This window comes from Sneathiella sp., from assembly GCF_041689005.1.
Lineage (GTDB): Bacteria > Pseudomonadota > Alphaproteobacteria > Sneathiellales > Sneathiellaceae > Sneathiella.
This window is the reverse complement of record NZ_JBDNHC010000172.1, coordinates 1-19,853: the sequence shown is the minus strand read 5'-3', so window position 1 is coordinate 19,853 and position 19,853 is coordinate 1. Positions and strand designations below refer to the sequence as shown.

Sequence of the window (19,853 nt, the reverse complement as noted above, 5' to 3'; positions counted from 1 at the left end):
CGATCTTGTCTGTCCGCAGTGTAGGCCGGTGAGCGGTTTTCCGTCAATCGCAATAGCGCATCCATCATTTTACTCCCGCTTTGCTTCCGGTATCTTTTATCTTTGTGATACCGGACACAACTTCACGTGTTTCAGGAGCAGACTGATCATAAAAGAGGATGGCAGTATTGCATTGCAGCAAATAACAATATTTTATAGACTTCCAAGGAGGAACTCCGTCTGGTAATTGTTTTGTAGGGGCAGGGAAATTCGTATTTGTAAGTCCCGACCGTATAAAGTCCGCCAGATGTTTTTCATGACATGATGATGTTATCGACTATTGAGACTCTCTGCTCAACCCCACCTATAAAAATGATCTTGGGTTAAAGGAACCGGAATTTGCCTATTCGTTCATTGATAAAAGTTGGCGGCCTTATGGCTATGGTATTGTTGGTTTCCGCTTGTGATGAGGAAAAAAAGGATGCTGCCCAACAGGCCGGAGGGCAGACCCCGCCGGCCGTAAATGCGGGCTTCGTTACCGTCAAACCCGAGGCGATTACCCTTGTCGCGGAAATGCCCGGACGGACCGTTGCCTTTCGCAAAGCGGATGTTCGTCCCCAAGTGGATGGAATTATCAAGGAACGCAGCTTCACCGAAGGCAGTTTTGTCAAGGCGGGACAACCGCTCTACCAGATTGACAAGAGCAGATATCAGGCAAATTTTGATGCGGCACAGGCAGAGCTTGCCAACCAACGCTCCAAACTGGACCTGGCGTCAAAAAACCGCAAACGATATGAGGACTTGCGGAAATCCCGAACGGCAAGTGAGCAAAGCTATGACGACGCCGTTGCTACGGAGGCGCAGGCCAAGGCAGGGATAGAGGCTGCGCGGGCCAATCTGGAGCGGGCCCGGATTGACCTTAATTACACGACCGTAACGGCACCCATTTCCGGCCAGATTGGGGCATCGGCCTATTCGGAAGGTGCCTTGGTAACGGCAAGCCAGTCGAACCTCCTCGCAACCATTACCCAACTCGACCCGATTTATGTCGATGTAACCCAGGCGGGAGGCAAGCTGCTGGACATCAGGACGGCAATCTCATCGGGCCGCCTGCAAAATATCGAAGACTCCAAAGTTGACGTCCGTCTCGTTATCGAGGCGACGGGGCAGGCCTATCCTGATCCGGGTACATTACAGTTTTCTGATGTCATCGTTAATGAAACCACTGGCACCGTCCGGCTGCGGGCAGTCTTTCCCAATCCAGACAATATATTGCTGCCCGGGATGTTTGTTCGCGGATATGTGGAGCAGGGACGCATCGACAATGGTTTCCTGGTGCCCCAAAGGGCGGTTATGCGCCGCCCTGATGGAAGCGCCTATGTCTATACCATGGGAGAGGACAATAAGGTCGTTCCCAAGACGATCAAGATTGAACAGTCGCGCGGAGAAAACTGGATCGTCATTGCCGGGATGGAAAGCGGCGACAGGGTAATCGTAGATGGTCTGCAGCGTATCGCGCCGGGAGCCATGGTCACGCCGGTAGATGTGGAGAAAAAAGATACGAAACCAGCCAACGAGACGGCAGCCGACAAATCTGACAAGACACCAAAACCAGCTGAAACCAGCAACGATTAAGGACAGTAAAGATGGCAAAATTCTTTATTGATCGTCCAGTTTTTGCCTGGGTGGTCGCTCTGGTGATCATGCTGGCGGGCGGCTTGTCCATATTTCAGTTGCCGATCGAACAATATCCCTCAATCGCGCCACCGACAGTGCAGATCAATGCAGTTTATCCCGGTGCCTCGGCAAAGACCGTAGAAAGCACGGTGACCCAGAATATTGAGCAGGAAATGAACGGTCTCGATAATCTGCGATATATGTCGTCGACGAGCGATGCTACGGGGGCAGCCCAAATTACCCTGACCTTTAATCCGAAAACCAATCCGGATATAGCACAGGTTCAGGTCCAGAATAAACTGCAAGCCGCATTAGCGCAGTTGCCCTCGGAAGTGCAGCAGCAGGGGATTACCGTTTCCAAGTCCAGCGGGTCGTTCCTGATGGTTATTGGCTTCCTCTCTAAAAACGGCGGGATAGATGCGAAGGACCTGGCGGATTATGTCGTTAATTCGGTGAAAGATCCCATCGCCCGTATCAATGGCGTCGGCAGCGTGACGGTTTTCGGAGCCCAGCATGCCATGCGTATCTGGCTCGATCCGAACAAGCTGATCAGCTATGGCCTGGCGGTTTCCGATGTTCGAAGTGCGATTATCGCCCAGAATACGGAAGTGTCCGCGGGCCAGATCGGCGGTGCGCCTGCGCTGCCGGATCAGCAGATCAACGCGACAATCACCGCCCAAAGCCGTCTACAGACGGAAGAGGAATTTGCCAATATTCTGTTGCGCGTGAACACGGATGGATCGCAAATCCGGCTCGGCGATATTGCCCGTGTTGAAATCGGGGCCGAAAATTATTCAACGGTTGCCCGCTATAACGGCCAGGACGCAGTGGGTGTGGGGATCAATCTGGCGACCGGCGCGAATGCGCTCGATACCGCTAACGCCATCGAAGCTCGGATTGAGGAACTCAAGCCCTTCTTTCCGGCAGATGTGGAAGTTGTCTACCCTTACGATACAACGCCATTTGTGAGAGTTTCTATCGAGGAGGTTGTCAAAACCCTGTTCGAGGCCATCGTCCTCGTTTTCCTCGTGATGCTGCTATTCCTGCAGAATATCCGGGCAACTCTGATCCCGACAATTGCGGTTCCCGTTGTCCTGCTCGGAACCTTTGGTGTGCTCGCAGCTTTTGGATATACCATCAATACGCTGACGATGTTTGCCATGGTGCTGGCCATCGGATTGCTGGTTGATGATGCTATTGTCGTGGTCGAGAATGTGGAACGGGTTATGGAAGAAGATGGTCTTCCCCCTCGTGAAGCCACGCGCAAATCCATGGGACAGATTACAGGTGCGCTGGTCGGGATCGCGCTGGTCCTTTCGGCGGTGTTCGTGCCTATGGCCTTTTTCTCCGGCTCCACCGGCGCAATTTACCGCCAGTTTTCCATAACCATCGTCTCGGCAATGGTGCTGTCGGTTCTTGTCGCCCTGATCCTGACACCGGCCCTTTGCGCGACGCTGCTCAAGCCCCCCAAGGGTGAGGCCCATTCCAAGCGCGGCTTTTTCGGATGGTTTAACCGCGGCTTTGACTGGACCAACCGGTTTTACCAGGGCAGTGTCAGTCACGTCGTTAACCGAAAATGGCGATATCTGCTGATGTATGCTCTGCTGATCGGTGGTCTCGCGGTGTTGTTCATCAGACTGCCCAGCTCGTTTCTTCCCAACGAGGACCAGGGCATCATGTTCACGATGGTGCAGCTTCCTGCCGGCGCGTCGCAGCAGAGGACTGTCGGTGTGCTCAAGCAGGTAGAGGAATATTACCTCAAAAATGAAAAAAAGAATGTTGCCGGCGTATTCTCCGTCGCCGGGTTCAGTTTCGCCGGGAGCGGGCAGAACGCCGGTATTGCCTTCGTCAATCTGAAAAACTGGTCCGAGCGGACGAACCCGGATCAAGCGGTACAGGCGATAGTGGGCCGTACCTATGGCGCCTTTGCCCAAATTCGCGATGCCATGATCTTTGCCCTGGCGCCGCCGGCTATTCTTGAACTCGGGGTTGCCGGCGGGTTTGACATGCAATTGGTAGATCGCAGCGGCATTGGTCATGACGCTTTGACCGCCGCCAGAAACCAGCTTTTAGGGATGTCACAGCAAAACCCGCTTGTTCAAGGGGTGCGTCCGAACGGTCTCAGCGATACCCCGCAGTTTGACATTAATATTGATCAGGAAAAAGCGGGGGCGCTCGGCGTCAGAATTGCGGATATCAACCAGACATTGACGGCCTCCTGGGCGCCCACTTATGTGAATGATTTCATGGAAAACGGACGGGTCAAGAAGGTTTATATGCAGGCGGATGCCCGCTTTCGCATGATGCCGGAGGATCTCAATTACTGGTATGTTCGAAATAACCAGGGTGAGATGGTACCGATGTCGGCCTTTACCACCACGAAATGGAGTTTCGGGTCTCCGCGACTGGAAAGGTTTAATGGAGTTGCGTCCCTGAATATTCAGGGATCGGCCGCGCCGGGAATCAGTTCCGGCGAGGCCATGAACTCAATGGAAGACATGGTCGCAAAACTCCCGCCGGGAATTGGCATCGAATGGACGGGGCTGTCCTATGAAGAACGCGCTGCCGGGGAACAGGCGCCCGCCCTTTATGCGCTGTCGATTATCGTCGTCTTCCTCTGTCTGGCCGCTCTGTATGAGAGCTGGTCGATCCCGTTCTCGGTAATGATGGTGGTGCCCCTTGGTATTTTAGGGGCGGTTATTGCGGCTTTGCTGCGGGGGCTTCCTGATGACGTCTATTTTCAGGTGGCAATTTTGACAACCATCGGGCTATCGGCGAAAAATGCCATTCTTATCGTCGAATTCGCTCGCGACTTGTATGATCAGGGGATGGACCTGATGGAGGCGACTGTGGAAGCTGCCCGCCAGAGATTGCGACCAATTGTCATGACATCCATGGCCTTTACCCTTGGTGTCCTGCCATTGGCTCTCAGCAGCGGAGCCGGTGCTGGTGCTCGTATTGCGGTTGGTACCGGCGTTATCGGCGGCATGATCGCGGCCACTGTCCTGGCAATTTTCTTTGTGCCTTTATTCTTTATGGTAATTATCACCACTTTCTCCAAAGGACGGAAAACAAAGCACGAGAAAAGCGAGCCATTGGAAGACCCTGCCGAATAGTAAAATCCTGGTGGTGTTTCAAGGCGTTATAAAAACCGCGTAGGGCTGAGGGCGGCAACAATGTCGGCGCGGAGTGTAGGTGTTTTTTTAGCGCAAAGATCAGCCGCCAAAACCGAGAGGGCAGGGGCTGTCTGCATCCCGTAACCGCCTTGCCCGACAAGCCAGAAAAACCCGTCCGCCCGGGGATCAAGGCCGACGACCGGCGTGCGGTCGCGGGCGAATGTCCGAAGGCCCGCCCAGCTTCTCTCAACCCGGGTCACGGGAACTGAAACCGCCTGCTCATAACGATCCAGCCCCTCCGCCATGACCATATCATCCGGCCAGGCGTCATGGGGCTCGACCGGGTCTTCATCGGCAGGGGAGACGAAAAGCTTGCCCGCTTCGGGCTTCGCATACCATTGTTCCGACGCCGTGACGAATAGCGGCCAGTTAGTAATATCATAGCCATCAGGGGCCGGCAGCAGGATCGCGCTCCGTCGCATTGGGGTCAGGCCGACCGGATTTACTCCCGCAAGTCTGGCGATTTCATCTCCCCAGGCGCCGGCGGCATTGACGAGTATCGGAGCCTGAAACCGTCCCGACGCTGTTTCTACGGTCCATAGGCCTTGCGCGTAGGAAATCGCCTTTGCCCCGGCGTTGGCATGGATGGTGCCGCCCCGCTTGCGGAGCAGCCGGGCGTAGCCCTGAAGCATCCTGTCCACATCAATGTCCTGGGCCGTCGGCTCGATGGCGGCGGCGGCGATCCTGTCGCGCCGGAGGATCGGGACGAGACCAACAGCTTCATCGGGCGTGATCCGCTCCATGCCGCTGGCCCCTTCCAGGTAGGTATCGAGGGCCGCGGTCTCTGCTTCCGTCGCGATCATTAATTCACCGCGCGGCGAGAGCAGGGAGCTGTCGGAGACACCCACAGGCTCCATCAGGAAGGGTTCCGCTGCTGCGTTCAGGGCGCGGAGGGTTGCATTACCGTAATTACGAATAAAGATGGCGGCTGACCGGCCTGAGGAATGATAGCCGATAACTTCTTCCGCCTCCAGAACGGCCACTGTTGCCGTTGCCGCCATTTCAGCCGCAGCACTGATGCCGGCAATGCCGCCACCGATAACAAGGATGTCCTGCCGTGTTGTCATTTCGTTTCAAATCCATTGAGAAAACTGGTGAGGTTTTCTCCAAGTTCATCGCATAGATATCCTCCCTCCTGTACCAGAACGGAGGGAAGATTCAAGCCTGAAATGGCTTTTCCAAGACGGGCAAAACCGGGCGTAGTAATAGACAAACCCTGTAACGGATCATTTTCATATGAATCGAGTCCAAGCGCGATAACCAATGTATCCGCGCCAAAGGCCCGAATGCGTTCAAGGGCCTTTTCCAGGGTTTTGAGATACTCACCATCACCGGTTCCGCGGGGAAGCGGGAGATTGAGGTTATAGCCACGTCCGGCGCCGTCGCCGCGTTCCTGCGCCGACCCCCAGAAAAAGGGATAGAAGCGATCCGGGTCGGCATGCAGAGAGACAGTGAGGACATCCGATCGTTCATAAAAAATACCCTGCGTGCCGTTGCCATGATGAACATCCACGTCAAGGATGGCGGGTCTTTTGCCGGCCTGCACCAGCCGTTCAGCGGCGATGGCAGAATTATTCAGGAAGCAGAAACCGCCCGCAAGATCGGCAAAGGCATGATGACCGGGTGGGCGGCAAAGGGCATAAGCTGCCTGCTCACCCGAAAGTACCATGTCGGCGGCCGTGACGGCGGTTTGCGCCGACCAATAGGCGGCCTCCCATGTTCCTTCGGCAATCGGGCAGGCCGTATCCGCCTGATGATAGCCCGCTTGCCCGACGGCTGATTTCGGATAATTCACATTCCGTCGGTCAGGATGGACATTGGGGATCACCTCATCCGACGCGCCGTCAATCAGATGCCAGCGGCGGTAGATGTTCTTGAGAAACGTCAGGTACTCTGCCGTATGGATGGCAGAAATCGGGCCACTTCCATGGTCCTGCGGGGGGATGAATTCACATCCAGCGGCACCTGCACCTTTTTTCAACATCTCAATGCGTTGAGGTTGCTCCGGATTTGGCTGCGCCGTTCCATTTGCCATAAAATGTTTCGGATCATGGAGCGATTGATGGTCATCGAGAATTGCTTTCATGGGATTCTTTCTGTGTTAAAAAAGCATATCTTTATGTAATTAATTAAAAAACATTTTTAGAAGTTTGTTTTTGCTATCCCTTTTAGGCCCAGTATTTCGCGAGCTTCGGCCGGTTCCGCAATCGTCCGGCCGAGTTCCTCAACGATCCTGCGGATTTTAGTGACCTGCTCGGCATTGGAGGTCGCGAGGCGTCCGCGCTCGATATGCAGGCTGTCTTCAAGCCCGACCCGCACATGACCACCCATTGCCGCGGCCATGGCTGCCATCGGCATTTGTTGGCGGCCCGCAGCAAGGACGGAAAAGGCGTAGCTGTCACCGAACAGCTTGTCGGCTATATGTTTCATATGCATGAGGTTTGCCGGGTCTGCCCCGATACCGCCGAGGACGCCGAACACAAACTGGATAAACAGCGGAGCTCTGACAAGGCCGCGATCGACAAAATGCCGGAGCATGTAAAGATGCCCGACATCGTAGCATTCAAATTCAAACCGGGCGCCCCGATTGACGCCAAGCTCGGTCAGGATATGGGTGATATCGCGAGGGGTATTCTTGAAAACTAGATCGTCGGAATTCTCTAAAAACGGCTTTTCCCAGTCGTGCTTCCAGTCGTTTATCCGAGCCGCCATGGGATAAAGGGCAAAATTCATGCTGCCCATATTGAGCGAGCACATTTCGGGCTCCGTCTGCTTTGGTGCCGCCAGACGCTCGTCCAGAGACATAAGCGCGCTGCCACCGGTCGACAGATTGAGGATAGCGTCGGTCTTTTGCTGAATTGCCGGTAGAAACGCCATGAAATGCTCTGGCGCCGCTGAGGGACGCCCATCTGCCGGATTGCGCGCATGCAAATGCAGGATCGCGGCACCGGCGTCTGCCGCCGCAATCGCCTGCTCGGCTATTTCCATGGCAGTGATTGGCAGATAAGACGACATGGTGGGCGTGTGAATGGAGCCTGTTACGGCGCAGGTAATGATGATTTTGCTCATGTTCGTCTTTCTTTTATGCGGCGTTTGAGCGAACGGGAAGACTGGCTTCCTTGGCAAAAATATCAAGCGACCGCGTGAGTAGATCAATAATCTCCCCGACATTGTCCGCCGTCGTGATCATGGGCGGGCAGACCAGAAAATGATCCCCCTCCAGTCCGCCACGCGTGCGCCTTGAGTAGATTATAAGGCCGTTATCATGAGCGATATCGACGAGCCGGTGAAAGGCGTTTATTTCCTTGGGCAGCGGCTTCATCGTTGCCTTATCGGAGACCAGCTCGAAGGCCAGCAATAACCCCATGCCGCGCACATCGCCGATAAAGGGATAGCGAGTCATCAGCCCCTCTAGCTCCGATTTCAGGAGCCTGCCAATCCGCTGCGTATTCTTGACCATGCCCTGGGCCTCGATCTCCTCGATCACCGCGAGACCCGCGGCACAGGCAAGCGGGTTTCCGGCATAGGTATAGCCATGAATAAAGCCGCCTGCCGAAAGGACCGGCTCGACGATGGCCTCATCGGCGATCATCGCGCCGAGCGGGGCATATCCCGCGGCAAAGCCTTTGGAAATGATCAGGATATCCGGTTTGACGTCCCAGTGTTCGCCGGCAAAAAAGCGGCCCGTTCGGCCACCGCCGGTCATGACCTCGTCATGGATCAGAAGAACGTTATGGCGGGTACAGATCTCCCGTATGCGCGCCATATATCCGTTTGGCGGGACCAGGGCGCCGGTCGACGCGCCGCCAACGGGTTCGACGATGAAGGCAAGTACCGTTTCGGCTCCTTCTTCAAGAATACGTGTCTCCAGCATATCCGCGTAATGATGTCCGGTTTCAATCTTTGATGGATCAAGCCCGTCGAGATAGGCGCGCGGTGCCGGTATCTTCGGCATTTGCCGCATCATCGGGTCGAACGGGGCTGTCATTGGCGTGTAGCCGGTAAGGGCGAGGGCGCCGAGTGTGCTGCCGTGATAGCTAGGATAGCGCGAGATAACTTTCCAGCGCTGGCCCTGTCCCGTGGCTACCACAAATTGGCGGGCGAGCTTGATGGCACTTTCCACCGCCTCCGAGCCGCCAGAGACAAAGAACACCTTGTCGAGGCCCGCGGGCGCGAGACTTGCCGCTTTGGTTGCCAGTTGCTCGGCGGCTTCTGTTTCAAAATGCAGGCGATATCCGAATGTCGATTTATCCATCTGTCGGCGCATCGCCTCAAGGACATAAGGATTAGAATGACCAATATTGCAAACCATTGCGCCGGAGGAGCCGTCAAGATATCGCTTTCCTTCAACGTCCCACATATATATGCCGCTTGCCTGGGCGAGGGTGGGACGGCGGAGGCGTGTCTGGTAAAATAGATGGCTTTTTGTTTTTGTGGTCATTCCGTCCCTCCCGGTATGCAGACGATATCGCCCGGACGGAAGCGAACAGAGACTTGCTCCCCCTCAGAGAACGGAGAGCTTTCAATCATGTTGATGGCTTGTAGTTGCAAATCGCCAACGCGCAGGAAATAGCGCGCGGCCTGACCCTGATAATCGACGGTTTCGACAACGCCTTCGACAGAAAACTGCAAATCGGGTTTTGCCGTGAGCGGCAGAAGATGAAGTTTTTCCGCCCGGATAACGATCTTGACTTGATCAGAGGTGTTGAGGTCGCCGACTTGTGTTTTGGGAAGGACGATGCGGCCGAGCCCGGCGGCGGTCAATTCGACTTCATCGCCGGAGATACCGTTACAGACGGCCTCCAGAATATTGGAGGTGCCGAGAAAGCGGGCAATGAACTCACTGGCGGGCTTGTTGTAAACCTCTTCCGGCGCGCCGATTTGTTCCACCCTACCCTTAGACATGACAATCACCCGATCCGACATGGCGAGGGCCTCGGACTGGTCATGGGTCACAAAAACGGTGGTAATGCCAGTCTGATGCTGTATTCGTTTTAACTCGATCCGCATGTCTTCGCGTAAATTGGCATCGAGGGCCGACAACGGCTCGTCAAGCAGGAGGACGCTGGGTTCAATGACAATGGCGCGGGCGAGGGCGATGCGTTGCTGCTGCCCGCCCGAGAGTTGCCCCGGATAGCGGTCGCCGAGGTCGGGAAGCTGCACCAGATCCAGCGCATCCCGCACCCGTTTCACACTCTCGTCCTTGGAAACATCGCGATATTTGAGGCCGAAGGCCACATTCTGGGCAATTGTTTTATGCGGAAATAGAGCGTAATTCTGGAAAACAAGACCAAGATTTCGTTTATGGATGGGCAGGTCATTTACCTGCTGGCCACCGATGATTATTTCCCCCTCGGAGGGATCAAGAAGACCGGCAATCATCCGGAGTGTCGTTGTCTTTCCGCAGCCGGAGGGCCCAAGGAGCGTGACGAAACTACCCTTTTCAATCTCTAGCGACATGCGGTGAACCGCCGTGACTGATCCGAAGCGCTTGACGATATTTTTGAGGCTGACGAAGCTCACACACGATCTCCCCGGTTAAATGACAGAAGGACCCTCGCCATCACTTCAGGATGGCGAGAGCGATACGGGCTTAGTAGCCCTTTTGAATCCGGCCAAATTTCTTCGACCATTCCTGTTCATGTCCGTTCCAGTACGCAGGATCGGCAAAGGTCAGGCCGTCCAGTTTTCCAGTGGGATCGAACGCCGGCAAGGTCGGAATCTTTTTGCCAAGATCGACCTTTTTCGGATCGAGTGCCGGCGGATAGTTCTGTCCTTCGGCAACGGCAATCGATGTTTCCGGCGCCAGCATGAAATTGAGCAACTCCTCACAAGCTTCCATCGGGGAGCCCTTGATCACGAAGAGACATTCCTGCCAGCCGAACCCGTTTGGTGGATCCATATAGCCGATATCATGGCCTTGTTCCTGCAGGGCATAGACCCGGCCCGACCAGGCCTCCGTGGCGTAGATTTCCTCTTCTGCCAGCAAGCTCATCAATTCAGCACCGGAACTCCAGTATTTGAGCAGCAAGTCGCGGTTGGTGCGAATGGCCTCCCAGACCGCTTCCATATCGGTTGCGTTATTTGGGTCCTGTCCGGTTTGCAGGGAGGCGTACCAGATACGCGTCCGCCAATCGCCCCAAGCACCAATTTTCCCCTTGTATTTTTCGTCGATCAGGATCTTGGCGCCCTTTTCCTTCATCTCGTCATCTGAAATATGCTTGCGGTTATACGCAAGGCCCGTGGTCCCGTAGTCGTAGGGCACGCAGGAGAGTTTGCCGTCGGTCACTTTACGAAAAACGTCAGTCAGCTTCGGAATGACATATTTCAGGTTTGGAATGTTCTCCTCGTTTAAATCACTGGCGAGACCGAGATTGGCATAGCGGGCGTAATCGAAAACACCGGACAGATGGGCGATATTATATTCGCCGTCCTGGCTGGCCTTGACCCGTGATATATATTCATCACCACTGCCGAAAGTGCCGTCGACAACCTTGATCCCGGTTTTCTTGGTATAGGGATCGAAGGCATATTTGCGGAACGCCTCGGAAACCACACCGCCCCAGCCATCAAAGCGGACCTGCTCGGTTGCTGCGAGAGCATGTTTGGCAAATGGTGTGGCGACGCCATAGGCGAGGCCCGCGGCACCGATCAGGCCGAGGAAAGACCGGCGGTTAATATCTCCGTTGTTATAACGTTCAAGCAACCGGTCGTAACGTTTTGAATTGTCCATTGAATTACCTCCTGTGTTATTGAAAAGCATTATTGCACGCACCCTATCCACCGCGGCTCATAGCCATTTTCCGGACAATGCCGACCCCGATCAATGGCAGTCCAACGGTGAGAATTATCATGACGGTGCCGAGCGCATTGATTTCCGGGGAAATCGAGTTGCGCAACATGGCGAAAATCTGTGTCGGCACGGTTTCAACGCCGCCGGGCTTCCAGAACAGCGTCCCGGTGATATCGTCAAAACTGATCGTAAAGGCGAACAGCATCCCGGCGAAAACTGCGGGCGCCAGAAGCGGTAGCGTGATCTGGAAGAAAGTCTGCATCGGGCTGGCACCGAGGCTCATGGCCGCTTCTTCTACGTCGCGGCGAATGCTGACAAGCCGGGCCTGCACCACCAGAACAACGAACGGCAGGGTGAAGATCACATGCCCCATCAGCAGGAGCGGGAAACTCTTGCCAATGGAGAGGGCGTTGAGGAACAGGAGCAGGGCAACCGCAAGAACGACTTCCGGCACCAGTATGGGCGCAATCAGCAGCGTTGAGATCATGTTCTGGCCCGGCACCTTGTAGCGGACAAGCGCCAGACTGGCGAGAACCCCCAGTGTCGTCGAGATGACCGCAGTTAATCCTCCGAGAATTAGGGAGGTCTGGAATGCCCGCAAGATGGCGTCATTATGCGCAAGCTTGACAAACCAGCGAAGTGACAGGCCGGTTATCGGGAAGCTTCCGAACTGGTTGTCGTTGAAACTGAGCAGCAGGACGACGGCGACGGGCAGAAACAGAAACAGATATACCAGAATGGTCCAGCCGCGAATTAGAAACCAGCTCATTTGCCCAATCCCTTCATCAACTGTCCCATACCTAGGAAGTGATTGTAAATCAGCACTAGGGCGCCGAGCACCGCGAGTAGCATGAGGGAGAGGGCTGAGCCCATGGGCCAGTCGAGCTGGGTGATAATGGCCTCAAACACCAGATTGGCAAACATCGCGTCAGAGGGGCCGCCAAGAATAACGGGGGTTATATAGGTCCCCGCCGCAAGCACAAAGCATAACAGTCCGCCGGCCGCCAGACCCGCGACCGATAGCGGCAGTGTCACCTCAAGAAAGCTCTGCCAGCGGGTTGCACCGAGGGAACAGGCGGCATCCTCCAGCGTCGTGTCGATCCCTTCAAGGCTGACATAAATATTCAGCACCATGAAGGGCAGCAGAAAATGGACGAGGCCAAGAACAATCGTGACCTGATTATAGAGCATTTGGACCGGCTCTGAGATAATGCCGAGCGACATTGCCAGCGAATTGAGGGCGCCCGATACCCCCAGAATATTGATCCATGACATGGTCCGGATTATGTAGCTTATCCAGAACGGCAGCATCAACAGCATCAAAAGTAAAAGCTTGTTGCCCCGGGACCGCGCGATGAAATACGCCGCCGGATAGCCCATAATAGCGCAGACGATTGTGGTGATGGCGGCAATCTTGAGGGTGTAGAGAAGGATATCTCGGTAGAAGGGGTCGGTCAGGGCCTCCTGCCAGTTGTCCATAAAAAACCCGACCTGATCCGCACCGGTCGAGGTTCTGAGCCAGAAGGAATACACGATAATGAAAAGCAGCGGCACAATCAGCAATAATGTGATTGCGATGAGCGACGGTGACAGCAAGACCCATGGCTGCCGTGCTTCGCGCTTTTCAATTGACATCGAGATTTTCCTCGCCCCGGCTAAATCTTCTGGAATTTATGGTTGCATAGGGGGTAGTATTGATCAAATAGATAATGGAAATGTTCACTATAGATGAAATTTATGATGAAATGACGCATTTAGACCCTGAAGAGAAACTGGCGCGGGAACTAGACTGGAACCTGCTCCGTACCTTTATTATCATTGCAAAATCGGCGAGCCTGACGGCGGCGGCGGAGGTTCTTCGCCTGAAACAGCCGACCTTGTCCAGTGCCCTTAAAAGGCTGGAAACCCGCATTGGTAAACGGCTTGTTGATCGCTCTCCCGGCCGGTTTCAATTGACTGCGGCAGGCAAGGTGCTGGAACGCGAGGCGATCGAGATCCACGGCGCCATCCTTCGCCTTGGAACGCAAATGCGTGAAGTGACGGACGAGGTGAGGGGGCATGTCCGTATTGCCATGGCAAGTCATGTCATCAGCCCGTTGTTTAACGAGGCGCTGACCGAGTTTCATACAACCCACCCCCATGCGACCCTGTCGATCGATGTTACGGCAAGCCGTTATGCGATTGAAAATTTAACTGCCCGCCATGCCTCTCTTGCCGTCTGCCTTGTTCACGACCGTAGCCCGAAGCTTAAATATCGGCGATTGTTTCAGGAGTATTTCGGCCTCTTCTGCGGGCCGTCTCACCCTTTGTTTGGCAGAAAAAACCTCACCATGGCTGATCTCGCGGGACATTCATCCGTTAGTTTTGTCACCGACCAGATGGACGATGCGCTCCGGCCGGTGACGTTAATGAGGGCGGAAGCGCATCTGGATGACCGGGTCGTGGGCAACTCCGCGCATCTGGAAGAGGTCCGCCGTATGATCATCGCCGGTCTCGGCATCGGCCCGTTACCGATCCACGTGGTCCGCCGTGATCTCGAGGATGGATATCTCTGGCAGTTACCGCCTTACAAGGATATGCGGAAAATTGATGTTTACGTGGTCTGGAACCCAAAGGCCCCGCTCAACCGGGCCGAACAGGCATTTCTCGACATATTAATCGCGCGAATTGATCAAACGGATATATCTGAGCGGACCTACAGATAACGGGCAGTTGGGACTTAATTGAGTTTCATGACCGCATGCAGGTCAGATCCTATTATAGCGTCGGATAGCCGTCGTTGCAAAATGGAACATGTCTGAAAACGGCTATTGTAAATTCTATTTTTCAGCAATCGCGCCGTTTAAATCCGGCAGGGTCGTTGTTTTGGCATCGGTGGTGGCCTTGCTGTAATTTCGCGCCAGCAATGTGTAGGCGGTTGGTACGACAAACAATGTCAGCAGGGTGCCAAAACTCATGCCACCAACGATGACCCAGCCGATCTGATGGCGGCTTTCAGCGCCAGCACCGGCGGCCAGCGCCAGAGGGATGGCGCCGGAAACCATCGCGCCTGTGGTCATAAGGATTGGCCGAAGGCGGAGAGCAGCGGCCTCGATGACCGCCTCGCGAACGGAGCGTCCCTGTTGCTGAAGCTGGTTGGCAAATTGCACAATCAATATCCCGTGCTTACTGATCAGGCCGATAAGGGTCACCAGCCCGACCTGACTGTAGATATTGAGGGTCCCGCCGCTGAGGTTAAGGGCGAGCAGGGCGCCCGTCATCGACAGTGGCACCGTCAGCATAATAATCAACGGATCGGAGAAGCTTTCAAACTGGGCCGAGAGGACCAGAAAAATAAAGCAGAGCGCCAGCACGAAAACAAAGACGAGGCTCGTTCCGGCCTGCTTGAACTCGCGGGATTCACCGGCATAGTCAAACCGTGTCGTCGCCGGCAAAACCTGTTTTGCCGCCGCCTCCAGGGCATTGAGACTCTCGCCCAGGGAATAGCCTGGCGCAATATTTCCGGTGATGGTTGCCGAGCGGAACTGGTTAAACCTGTTCAATTCCTTCGGCGCAACAGTTTCGCGCACCGTGACCAGATTTGAAAGCTGGATAGGGGTGCCATCCCGACCCCGCACATAGATGTCGTTGAGATCGCTCGCTGTCCGCCGGTCGTCCGGCGACATTTGGACAATAACGTCATATTGCTCGCCGTTCTGGTTAAACCGGGTTACCTGACGGCCTCCGAGCAGGGTTTCAAGGGTCCGTCCGACATTGAGAACGCCAGCCCCGGTATCCGCCACCCGTTCGCGGTCAACCTCAACATCGAGTTGTGGCTTGTTGAGCCGGAGATCACTGTCGAGATTTATGAACCCGGGGTATTTCTCCGCTTCGGCAAGGAAGGCCTGAACATAATCGTCAAGTTGTTCGTAGCTTTCCGATGTCTGGATAACAAACTCGATCGGTTTGCTGCGCGCGCTTTGTCCGAACGAGCCGGGATTATTGGCGAAGGCCCGGACGCCGGCTATACGGGATAGCTTGGGCTGTAACTCATGGACGATTTCCATCTGGGTGCGGTCGCGGTCCTCCCAGGGGGAAAGCTGCGAAAACGAGATAAGCTCGGTGACGGCGCGGGAGCCGACAATGACGAAATAATGCTCCACTTCCGGTACTGTTTTCAGCAGGCTTTCAAACTCTTCGGCATAGCGGCTGGTGAAATTGACGGTTGATCCTTCCGGTGCATTGCCTGCGGTGAAGATCACGCCGCGATCCTCAATCGGCGCAAGCTCCGATTTAAGATTGATCAGCAGGAAATAGCTCGATCCCGCAACCACGACCGCCACGATGATCACCAGCGGACGCAGACCAAGTGTTACCTCAAGGGCCTTGCGATAGCCGTTATTGAGCGCCTGCAAACCCTTTTCGAGGAGGTTATAGAACCGTCCGTGACTTTCGTGGTCGCGAAGTAGGCGGGAGCACATCATCGGGCTCAAGGTCAGAGCGACGAAGCCGGAGACAAGCACGGACCCCGCAAGCGTTAAGGCGAACTCAGTAAACAGGGTTCCCGTGCGACCTGGTGCAAAAGCCACTGGAACGTAAACCGCCGCGAGTGTCAATGTCATGGCGACCACGGCGCTTGAAATCTCGCCGATACCGACAATTGCGGCCCGGATCGGTTTCATGCCGTCTTCAACATGCCGATGGATATTCTCAAGCACGACAATCGCGTCATCGACCACCAGCCCGATCGCCAGCACCATAGCAAGCAGAGTGAGGGTGTTGATCGAGAAGCCCAGCACATGCATCAGTGCAAACGCCCCGATCAGGGAGACGGGAATGGTCACAAGCGGAATGATTGTCGCACGGATGGTGCGCAGGAAAAAAAAGATGACGATGACCACCAGGGCCACTGCTTCGGCGATTGTTGTATAGACGGCTTCAATCGAGCGATCGATGAAGATCGATTTGTCATAGGCAATCTCGACATTCATGCCTTCGGGCAGACCACTAGTGAGGCCCGGCAGCACTTTGCGCATGGCTTTGGAAACATCGAGCGGATTGGCCGTTGCCTGCTTGACAATTCCGAGGATAACCGCGCTATTGCCGTTGAAGCGGGTGACGCGGCGCTCGTCCTGCGGTCCGATTTCGACGCGTGCCAGATCGCGAATACGGACCTGAATACCATCAATGTCCTTGACGACGATCTTCTCAAACTGTTCAGGTGTCGTAAGGCCGGTTCGTGACAGCACTGTGAATTCTCGATCGAGGCTCTCAATGCGGCCGGCAGGAACCTCGACATTTTGCTGGCGAAGGGCTTCCTCGACATCCTGCGCCGTCAGTTGGTAGGCCGCCATGCGGGCACGGTCGAGCCAGATGCGCATGGCATAGCGGCGCTCCCCGAAAATACGGACCTCAGCGACACCCGGTATGTTCTGCAACTGGTCGCGCACATAGCGGTCGGCATAGTCTGAAATTTCGATTGGTGTGTGCTGGGTGCTGGTGAAGGCGAGATAGATGATTGACTGCGCGTCCGCTTCGACCTTGGCAATTACGGGCTCTTCAACTTCGTCGGGAAGGCGGCCCCGGACCCGGGAGACACGGTCACGCACATCACTTGCAGAGACATCTGGGTCCACCCCCAGACGGAAGCGCACGGTGATCCGGCTTTCTTCGGGCTGACTGCTCGAGGACATGATCTCAATACCCTCAATGCCGGCAATGGATCCTTCCAGCACCTGAGTGACCTGGGTCTCAATAATTTGCGCGCTCGCTCCGGGATAACCCGTTCGTACCGACACAATAGGCTCGTCAATATTCGGATATTCACGGACTGTGAGTTCCATGTAGGAGACGAGGCCGACCAGCATGATGATGAGGCTCATAACCGTCGCGAAGACCGGTCGTCGGATGAAGAATTCAAAAATATTCATCTCAACTGGCCGCGGCTGTGTGGGCTATTTCGACGAGTGTACCGTCCCGAACCTGCTGGTGACCGGCGGTGATGACAATGCTATCGGGGTTCAGGCCCTTGGTAATCTCTGCCTGGCCGGATCGGCGCTGGCCAAGCTCTATTTCCGTCAGGACCGCCCTGTTTTTGATGATCTGGTAAACATAGCGTTTGCGATCCCGGGCAAAGATTGCCGATTCCGGGACGAGTACGGAATCGTCGCGCCGTTCGACGACAATCTGGACCCGGGCAAACAGGCCGGGAAACAGGATATGATCAGGATTGTCGATGCGCGCCCGCAGCCGGATGGCGCGGCCGTTCGCATCTACAATCGGGTCAACAACATAGATTTTACCCTCGAACGTCCGGCCTGGAACGGCATCGACGCTGACGCGGATGGCCTGACCGGAACGCAGGCTGGAAAGGGATAGTTCGGGGACGCGGAAATCAACCTTGATCGGATCAATATCAGCAAGCTCGACAAGTTGGTCGCCCGGTGTCACATAGGCCCCGATACTGACCGAGCGAAGACCGACAACGCCTGAAAAGGGCGCCTTGATCGTTGCCTTGTCAAGGCGGGCGCGGGCGAGGGAGAGATTGGCCTGCTCTGCCTGATTGGCGGCAACCGCCTCGTCGCGGGCGCGCAATGTTCCGGTGCCTTGCTTGGCAAGTTTCATGGCGCGGTCAAGATTGGCCTTGGCAAGGGTCAGGTCGGAATTCACTTTTACCAGTTCTGCCCGCAGAATATCGGAATCCAGTTCGACCAGCACATCGCCGGCCGCCACATTTTCACTTTCCTTAAAGCGGATTTTATCTATCCGGCCCGCAATTTCTGATGAAATGATCACAGCTTCATTGGCCTGTAACGTGCCGACGGCGCGAATGTCATCAATTACGGTGTCAACAGTGACGGGAGAGGCTTCGACGACGACGGTCCGCTCTGTCTCCGCCGGGGCTGCAGCCGCGTCAGGCGCGGCATACATCCCTTTTTCGGTAACATAATAATAGCCACCACCAAGCGCAAGCGCGATGACAGCTAGAGCCATCCAGAAAAACCCTCTACCCATTTATCATGTCCTGCTTGTCGACGATGCGCCGCTTTGTTAATAAATTATTTTATGCACATTTATCCCGAGCGTCAAATCACCATTTCTTGCGCAATCGCCGGATTTTAATAAGGATTACCGGGGATGCGGCATAGTCTTTCTTCCCTGAATATAAAGATGAAACGCGTATCGGGTTAAATTCCGTCGAACTTTTTTCTCACCGATTGACAGGCATTAATCACTGTCGTATTCTAACAAATGTTAGAAATAATAAAGAGATCAGAACTACTCACATGGCAGAAAAGGATTGATGATGACAGCAACTGACAAAATGCCTTCCGCCCGTCCCGAGGATTACCTGTCGGCGGCAGAATATGTGGATAGTGACTCCCCTGAAGTTCGCGACTTTACCGCCGCCGCCTTGCGGAACCTGGCGCCGGACGCGTCTGATACGGACAAGGCGATCTGTCTGTTCGACGCCGTCCGCGATGGGCTTCGGTATGATCCTTTTACCTTTCCACTCACAGCGGACGGGTACCGGGCAAGTGTGATCGCGAAAAGCGAAACCGGCTTTTGTGTTCCCAAAGCAATTTTGCTGGCAGCCTGTCTGCGGGCAGCGGGCATTCCCGCGGCCCTTGGATTTGCGGATGTGCGTAATCACCTGAATACGCCGAAGCTGGCGAACCTGATGGAAACGGACCTTTTTATCTATCACGGCTATGTGCAACTCTGGCTTGATGGAAAATCCTATAAGGTGACGCCTGCGTTCAATACGGAACTTTGTGACAGGTTCGGTGTAAAACCTCTGGTTTTCGACGGCAAATCGGATGCTCTTTTCCATGAATTTAACAAGTCAGACCAGCGTCACATGGAATATGTCAACGATCGCGGATTATTTCAGGATATCCCGATTGACCAGTTCTTGTCTGACTTTAAGAAGACCTATCCGAAGCTGGAGGCTTACAACCTGGAGCGTGTTGCGACAGAAAACGGCGTAAAAGACACTGATAAATTTTCAGCTCCATAAAACAGGGGTAAAACCGGGAAACCGAACTCAACTCCGGCGGTCATTCCCGACCGAACCGGCGATTTATAAAACCAGAAAGGGACTCAAGAATGAGTGATCGTTATGCAGCCTATACCAAACTAAAATTTGACTATCCGGCCGACCGTGTCCTGCGTATCACGTTTAGCAATCCTGAAACGTTCAATTCCGTGGACGCTGAAACGCACACCCAGATGACCGATATCTGGCG

Annotated in this window: 14 protein-coding genes; 4 read left to right on the top strand and 10 right to left on the bottom strand. The window is 54.9% G+C overall.

All coding sequences use genetic code 11. The features are described from left to right. The first annotated feature begins 414 nt into the window (after positions 1 to 414). Both ACESNI_RS18310 and ACESNI_RS18305 read left to right on the top strand, forming a co-directional pair. Complete coding sequence (locus ACESNI_RS18310; RefSeq protein ID WP_373089705.1) at positions 415 to 1,614, top strand: efflux RND transporter periplasmic adaptor subunit; 1,200 nt, start codon at positions 415 to 417, stop codon at positions 1,612 to 1,614. An 11-nt stretch (positions 1,615 to 1,625) separates the two neighbouring features. Continuing rightward, positions 1,626 to 4,772: an efflux RND transporter permease subunit gene (locus ACESNI_RS18305; RefSeq protein ID WP_373089702.1), complete on the top strand. Its 3,147-nt coding sequence runs from the start codon at positions 1,626 to 1,628 to the stop codon at positions 4,770 to 4,772. Positions 4,773 to 4,798: 26 nt separating this feature from the next. Here the strand turns inward: ACESNI_RS18305 and ACESNI_RS18300 are convergent, their stop codons facing one another. From ACESNI_RS18300 to ACESNI_RS18265, 8 genes are all read right to left on the bottom strand, one after another. Then, positions 4,799 to 5,899, bottom strand: coding sequence for an NAD(P)/FAD-dependent oxidoreductase (locus ACESNI_RS18300; RefSeq protein ID WP_373089699.1), 1,101 nt, complete (start codon positions 5,897 to 5,899; stop codon positions 4,799 to 4,801). Then, entirely contained in the window at positions 5,896 to 6,918 is a 1,023-nt protein-coding gene (locus ACESNI_RS18295) for a histone deacetylase family protein (RefSeq protein ID WP_373089697.1), read from the bottom strand. The genes ACESNI_RS18300 and ACESNI_RS18295 overlap by 4 nt, the downstream gene beginning before the upstream one ends. Positions 6,919 to 6,974: 56 nt before the next feature. Continuing rightward, positions 6,975 to 7,901, bottom strand: coding sequence for a 3-keto-5-aminohexanoate cleavage protein (locus ACESNI_RS18290; RefSeq protein WP_373089694.1), 927 nt, complete (start codon positions 7,899 to 7,901; stop codon positions 6,975 to 6,977). Positions 7,902 to 7,914: 13 nt separating this feature from the next. Continuing rightward, positions 7,915 to 9,273, bottom strand: a complete 1,359-nt coding sequence (locus ACESNI_RS18285) for an aspartate aminotransferase family protein (RefSeq protein WP_373089691.1) — start codon at positions 9,271 to 9,273, stop codon at positions 7,915 to 7,917. Continuing rightward, entirely contained in the window at positions 9,270 to 10,355 is a 1,086-nt protein-coding gene (locus ACESNI_RS18280) for an ABC transporter ATP-binding protein (RefSeq protein ID WP_373089689.1), read from the bottom strand. Before ACESNI_RS18280 ends, ACESNI_RS18285 begins: the two co-directional genes overlap by 4 nt. 70 nt (positions 10,356 to 10,425) lie before the next feature. After that, positions 10,426 to 11,565 (bottom strand): extracellular solute-binding protein, encoded by a 1,140-nt coding sequence (locus tag ACESNI_RS18275; RefSeq protein WP_373089686.1) that lies wholly within the window; start codon positions 11,563 to 11,565, stop codon positions 10,426 to 10,428. 43 nt (positions 11,566 to 11,608) lie between these two features. Then, entirely contained in the window at positions 11,609 to 12,394 is a 786-nt protein-coding gene (locus ACESNI_RS18270; protein ID WP_373089683.1) for an ABC transporter permease, read from the bottom strand. Then, a complete protein-coding gene (locus ACESNI_RS18265; RefSeq protein ID WP_373089681.1) occupies positions 12,391 to 13,260 on the bottom strand; it encodes an ABC transporter permease in 870 nt (289 codons plus the stop codon). Before ACESNI_RS18265 ends, ACESNI_RS18270 begins: the two co-directional genes overlap by 4 nt. An 80-nt stretch (positions 13,261 to 13,340) precedes the next feature. Here ACESNI_RS18265 and ACESNI_RS18260 point away from each other — a divergent pair, with 80 nt between their 5' ends. Continuing rightward, positions 13,341 to 14,330 (top strand): LysR family transcriptional regulator, encoded by a 990-nt coding sequence (locus tag ACESNI_RS18260; RefSeq protein ID WP_373089679.1) that lies wholly within the window; start codon positions 13,341 to 13,343, stop codon positions 14,328 to 14,330. A 114-nt stretch (positions 14,331 to 14,444) separates the two neighbouring features. On the opposite strand, the gene ACESNI_RS18255 is transcribed toward ACESNI_RS18260, so the two are convergent. Then, the gene (locus ACESNI_RS18255; RefSeq protein ID WP_373089676.1) at positions 14,445 to 17,534 is read right to left on the bottom strand and encodes an efflux RND transporter permease subunit; all 3,090 of its coding nucleotides are present in this window, start codon (positions 17,532 to 17,534) and stop codon (positions 14,445 to 14,447) included. A gap of 1 nt (position 17,535) precedes the next feature. Next, on the bottom strand, positions 17,536 to 18,618 hold the full coding sequence (locus ACESNI_RS18250; protein ID WP_373089674.1) for an efflux RND transporter periplasmic adaptor subunit: 1,083 nt from the start codon (positions 18,616 to 18,618) through the stop codon (positions 17,536 to 17,538). A 289-nt stretch (positions 18,619 to 18,907) separates the two neighbouring features. Here ACESNI_RS18250 and ACESNI_RS18245 point away from each other — a divergent pair, with 289 nt between their 5' ends. After that, entirely contained in the window at positions 18,908 to 19,624 is a 717-nt protein-coding gene (locus tag ACESNI_RS18245; protein ID WP_373089671.1) for a transglutaminase family protein, read from the top strand. Positions 19,625 to 19,853 lie beyond the last annotated feature (229 nt).